The sequence below is a fragment of the Chitinophagaceae bacterium genome (assembly GCA_007695095.1).
GTDB lineage: Bacteria > Bacteroidota > Bacteroidia > Chitinophagales > REEL01 > REEL01.
Map to the genome: position 1 here is coordinate 1 of REEL01000045.1, position 5,212 is coordinate 5,212.

The window sequence follows — 5,212 nt, forward strand, 5'->3', positions numbered from 1 at the left end:
TTCATACCTGCAGCATTTTTGGAATGAACGACATGAAAAAGGAATGAACGACATATTTTTATCTTTCAGTTGTTAAAGGTGAAGACCGGGATTGAAAAGAATCCCTGATAATAGCTTTCTGATGGCTGACATAATTTATATCATTTTTGGTTCAATGTTGTTATCAATTTTTCCATCTCACTGATGATCTCTCTTGTGGCAGAAGATTCTACCTTTACAGGGCTTTTTAGCAGATCTTCTGCCGTCTGTCTTGCCTTTTCATTCTGGCCCGATTCATGATAAAGTTTTGCCAAAAGGTAACGTGGCAGCAACATTGAGGGCATCATGTATGAGCTTTTAATATAGGCCGTCTCGGCAGCCTTAAAGTTGCCGAGAGCCTTATGATTATCTCCAAGGGTGTTTTGCAGTATATGACTATTGTAGAGTTTCCCGGCAAGAAAGAGGATATCAAGACTTCTCTGATGCTGCTCATCCATGCTGAGCGCCTTTCCATACATTTGCAGGAACAAGCCATTTCCTGATAGAATGGGAAAGGTTATTTCGTGCTCGATAACTGACGCGTCATATGACCTGAAATTGTATAATCTTTCGGCATTTCTCCATGTTTTAAGAGCTTCATAATGATTTGCCCTTTCGGGGATAAAATAGGCCGTTAAGGCCAGCAATACTAATGAAATAAATAATCCCGGCCTTAGAGGTGAAAGTTTACCGGGGCCAATTATAAAAGCTGTTTTTGAAAAGCCTCCAAGCAGTGCTGTAACTACAGTAAGTTGAAGGATAAAAGAGCTTATATCAAAGGGGTAGGAGCACCCTGCCACTGGCAGAGCCCTGCTTCATAAGGTACATGTTCATCCCGGCAGGAAGCAGCAGGATGAAGGCAAGAGTTATAACCGTTAAACGGGGAAAAAAGGACATCCTGTTAAAAATACCGGTAAGCTTATCGTGGTAATCAGCGAATCCCGGATGTTTCCATAACACATAAACGCATCCTGCCAGTCCCGCCACCCATGCAGCCCGGGAGCGGGCAGCAGGGATAACAAGCAAAAGTGAAATGATAACCCCATAGCATAGAAAGATCATAGCTTTTTGCAGGTAGAAAACATTATCATGCAACTTAACCTGCCATTTCCAGACTTTTAAATATCTGTTTCCCTTGCCGAAATAACCATCCTGCTTTATTGCCAGCATTACTCCCAGTGCCAGTGGCAGGGCGCTGACAATAAAACCGGCAAAAGGTCCGGGGTTATGAAAGGTGCCCGTGATGTTAAAGAGAAAGTGATGGGAAGCTGCCTTGTCGTGTAGCTGCATCAACCCCATTAATGCCTGGACAAGGATCATGACAAGCCATATGCAGGTTACTTCCCATATAAATGCCACTTTATCTGATGATTGCCGGGTAAAAAGATAGATGGAGCCATAAAGAACTATACTGAAAACTACATGTTCAATTGATGTAAACGGGAACCTCAGACCATCGGGCTATTTTTTCAACAAAACAGCGGACACGGCTGACAAGGCGGACACAATCGTCAATTTTTCCCGCTTTCAGTGGGTTTTTCGGCGGTCGCTTTTTTCACTTGCAGGAAGATAGTTTTTTGGCGGACAAAAAATATGACAAAAAAAACATTCTCTACATTCAGGCCGTGCTCATAAGAAACAAGTTTCGGACTCCTGTGTAAACCCTTTAAAATACAGCGCAGATAAGTAACTGATGATGTTTTATGATCTTTTGTGAAATATATTTTGTGAAACAGGTTAGGTACTTTTATATTAACGCGAACATCCTTATATTGGTGAATGTTTATAGCTAAGGGTTATGCATGAGAGCCAATAATGAATGTGGAACCTGGTAAAAAATCATGAATAGAATTATACAATAATCAGAGAAAATTTTATTTCAAAACCACTGTAAATCAAATTATCGTTATCTTTATAAAAAATATCAGCAATGGTTTACAACTTCACCGCAGAAATAATTCGGGACAATGATATTAATCAATATGTCGGAATTGTCCCCGGGTTACCCGGTGCACATACACAAGCACCGACATTGGATGAACTATACATCAACCTGCAAGATGTAATAAGGCTGTGCCTCCAGGAAATGACTGATGAAGAAAAGAATGAACTGCCAAAATTCATCGGCACACAAAATATTTCAGTTGCAATATGAGCACTAAAGTGCCAATTGTGAAGGTTAAAATCATGCAGAAGCTTTTGTTCTACTTAGGCTTTGAAGTAAAACGTCAAAGTGGCAGCCATGCTTTTTACAGACATCCCGATGGTCGGTATACTACTCTGCCTCATCATGGAAATCAAGATTTGAGCCGTTTTTTGATTCGTGCAATTTTGAGGCAAATTAATATTACACCGGAAGAATTTTCTAACCTTTTAAAGGAAATGTAAAGTTCTTCCGTGCTTATGTCAATTTTTTTCAATAATAGAAAGCCCTAAAATATTCATCACATCGATCGCCATTTCGACCTTTCCATGAGTTCATTTATTATTCAAAAGCATTTCAAATTCAACCCTTCTGTGCATCTCGAAATTTTTAAGATAGTTTTCTCCCTCCAGGGGATCATTCATACCTCGACCTTTCCAATTTAATCTGCTATCATCAATCCCTTTAGAAATCAAGTATGAATAAACAGATTTGGCTCTATTCTCAGATAAAACCTGGTTATAATCAGCTGATCCTATGCTATCAGTATGACCAATAATATTTAAGGTAATGTTGGGATTCTCCAATAAATAAATTGAAAGTTCTGATAATTCTCTCTTAGTCAAGTCACTTAATTCATATTTATCAAAATCAAAGAATATATTACGGATAATAAATTTTTTAATTCTCTCGGGATAAATTGAATCCGGGTCGAATGAATGGAGGAATTTAATATCAGTTACCTCGTCATCATAAACAGGTAATATACTAACATAAGATATCAGGTACCTGGTAAACTTGTTATTATAATTGATGGTATCGGATCGGTGTTTTTGTAGAAAACCTATGTATTCACTAGTACTACAAGAACCAATTGAAAAATAGCTTTCTCCTCCCCTGGCAATGTAGGTCGTTGAAAGAGTTATCCAGTATGGATAATCTGGTGTGATTTCCTCATCAAAGTCCAGGAATAATAATGTATCTGTCAAATCTGGTGGGCAAGCTGGTAATGTATAATGGAACTTTACAATCAGACTTACAACTTTGTTGTAACCGAGGTCTACTGTATCTCCTTCCCTTGTAACCCTTACTTTGGTGTCTTCAGGATAGTAATCCGAGCTTAACTTTGCTTTAAATATTTTCACTTTAACTTTAACTTCATACTTCTGATCCGGAACCAGGTTCTCTTTTAACTTAGTGGTGATACCCTCACTTGGTTGCAAAACATGCAATAGAATTACTCCAGGTTTTTTTTCATTGAAAACCGGCTTTGTGGGAAATTCTCCATGTGCTGCCCTGGCTGGATGTGAAAAAGGAGGAAATGGCCAGGAATAACTTGACCAATGATTTGGATAGACTTTTTTGCCGTTGCTATAGAAAATCAAAATATCACTGAAATCAGGATTTATAACTAAATTCTGTGCATTGAGATTGATGCACAGAAACAGAAATAGTAAAAATGAAATATGATATATCATATATAGTTAAGATATTTTAGTTAATCTCAAGTCCATATACTAAGATTTCAGTTTTCAATTGATTAAGTTTAGTGATGTCATCATAAATAAAATAAAGCTTACCTTCTCTGAACATATATGCTTTTTTTAACAAATTATTTGTTTCAAAAAGCTCATCAAATAGTACCATATTTACATCTGGTTTGTAACCTAAAATATAACAATCCAATGCTTTTAAACCATAATGCCTGTTGTGAGGCCCTCTTGTTTTGCCTTTCCAATAAAACAATAAAATTAGGTCATCATCACTTATGATTTGATAGAAGTTATTACATTCAAGATGTGAAAATAAATCTTCCAAGTTTGATCCCACTTCTTTTACGTTTATTTCAACATGTTTTGGAGAAATAAAAGTGGAATCAATATTATCATTAATTAAATTATAATTGTAGAGATAATTTGACCCAGGATAAATATAATAAAGATAATTTTCGTGAAGTGTGAAGTTTGGCATAGCAAATATTTCATAGTTTTTACCAATTTCATAATCAAAGGGTAATGGAACTGGTAGAATTCTATAATTGCCAGTTTTAAGATTAACCTCCGCTATTCTCCCACTGGTAAAATAATTTTCTTCTTTTGCTGGTAAACCTGGTGCAATAGTGAAATACACACATGTTCTATCTTCATTAGATTTAATATTTGTTACATCACCTGTGATATAATAATTTGTTATATTATCATGGATATTAAAATTAAACACCTTCTGAATCTCTAAATCTCTATCAACTATTAAAAAATATGGATCTGAAATTATCAGCAAATTGTTATTATATACTTCAATTACTCCAACTAATTTATTTCTAATTGAAGAATACATCTGATATTGTACCTGTAAATCAATAGCTTGATCAATATGATATAATGGAAAAGTTTCTGTTTTAAAAAACAATAAATTATTTGTTAAAATGTCAAATGCAATCAACTCTGTAGAATCAAATCTTATTGGGTATAAATAGGTAGAAAAGATATTCTCTGTATCGCCTTCCAATGCAATTGTGTCGTTAATTTCAAAATTAAGATTTTTATATACATAAGTAGGTTGCTCAACTGAACTAGTATTATTACAAGCTACTCCTATCATATAAAAAGAAATTAAAATAATTGAAACTTTCATAAGGCAGAATTTTAATTTGAAATTATTTATAGCATAGGGATGCCTCAGAAACTATTTATAGAATAGAAAATAATAGCGAGGCATCCCTATGCAATTCTTTTGCAATAATCTATAGGTATACAGTCTTATCGCCTTCTCCGCAAGTACATTCACTCTTTCCAGGGTCATTATATACAGATTGAAAGCATCTAAGTATTACGCAAGAATAATCAGGACAGTGTCCAATCCCACTCCAGTAACAATATATACCACTTTCCCCATCCGCCTGCGCCATAACGGAGATATCCGCCAGGGAGAAATCCATGTTGTGTTCATTTTGTGCCAGATGAACATTTATGATTGAGCCTGCTGCAAATAAGCAAGCCGTCAATGCAAGAATTATTTTCTTTTTCATAATATTCAATGATTTATGGTATA

At 35.6% G+C, this 5,212-nt stretch carries 7 protein-coding genes; 2 read left to right on the forward strand and 5 right to left on the reverse strand.

Translation table 11 applies throughout. The annotated features are described in order from the left end of the window. Window positions 1–140: 140 nt before the first annotated feature. Window positions 141–818, reverse strand: a complete 678-nt coding sequence (locus tag EA412_00925) for a hypothetical protein (GenBank protein ID TVR83362.1) — start codon at window positions 816–818, stop codon at window positions 141–143. Further along, window positions 793–1,377, reverse strand: coding sequence for a hypothetical protein (locus EA412_00930; GenBank protein TVR83363.1), 585 nt, complete (start codon window positions 1,375–1,377; stop codon window positions 793–795). Before EA412_00930 ends, EA412_00925 begins: the two co-directional genes overlap by 26 nt. A gap of 571 nt (window positions 1,378–1,948) precedes the next feature. Between EA412_00930 and EA412_00935 the strand changes: the two genes are divergently transcribed. Continuing rightward, window positions 1,949–2,173: a type II toxin-antitoxin system HicB family antitoxin gene (locus tag EA412_00935; protein ID TVR83364.1), complete on the forward strand. Its 225-nt coding sequence runs from the start codon at window positions 1,949–1,951 to the stop codon at window positions 2,171–2,173. Between the two features lie 32 nt (window positions 2,174–2,205). Further along, window positions 2,206–2,406: an addiction module toxin, HicA family gene (locus tag EA412_00940; GenBank protein TVR83368.1), complete on the forward strand. Its 201-nt coding sequence runs from the start codon at window positions 2,206–2,208 to the stop codon at window positions 2,404–2,406. Between the two features lie 90 nt (window positions 2,407–2,496). Here EA412_00940 and EA412_00945 read toward each other — a convergent pair whose 3' ends face one another. The 3 genes from EA412_00945 to EA412_00955 all read right to left on the reverse strand — a co-directional run bounded on the left by EA412_00945 (window position 2,497) and on the right by EA412_00955 (window position 5,189). After that, window positions 2,497–3,639, reverse strand: coding sequence for an OmpA family protein (locus tag EA412_00945; protein TVR83365.1), 1,143 nt, complete (start codon window positions 3,637–3,639; stop codon window positions 2,497–2,499). Between the two features lie 16 nt (window positions 3,640–3,655). Beyond that, complete coding sequence (locus EA412_00950; GenBank protein ID TVR83366.1) at window positions 3,656–4,795, reverse strand: hypothetical protein; 1,140 nt, start codon at window positions 4,793–4,795, stop codon at window positions 3,656–3,658. Window positions 4,796–4,904: 109 nt separating this feature from the next. Then, complete coding sequence (locus EA412_00955; protein ID TVR83367.1) at window positions 4,905–5,189, reverse strand: hypothetical protein; 285 nt, start codon at window positions 5,187–5,189, stop codon at window positions 4,905–4,907. Between the last annotated feature and the right edge of the window lie 23 nt (window positions 5,190–5,212).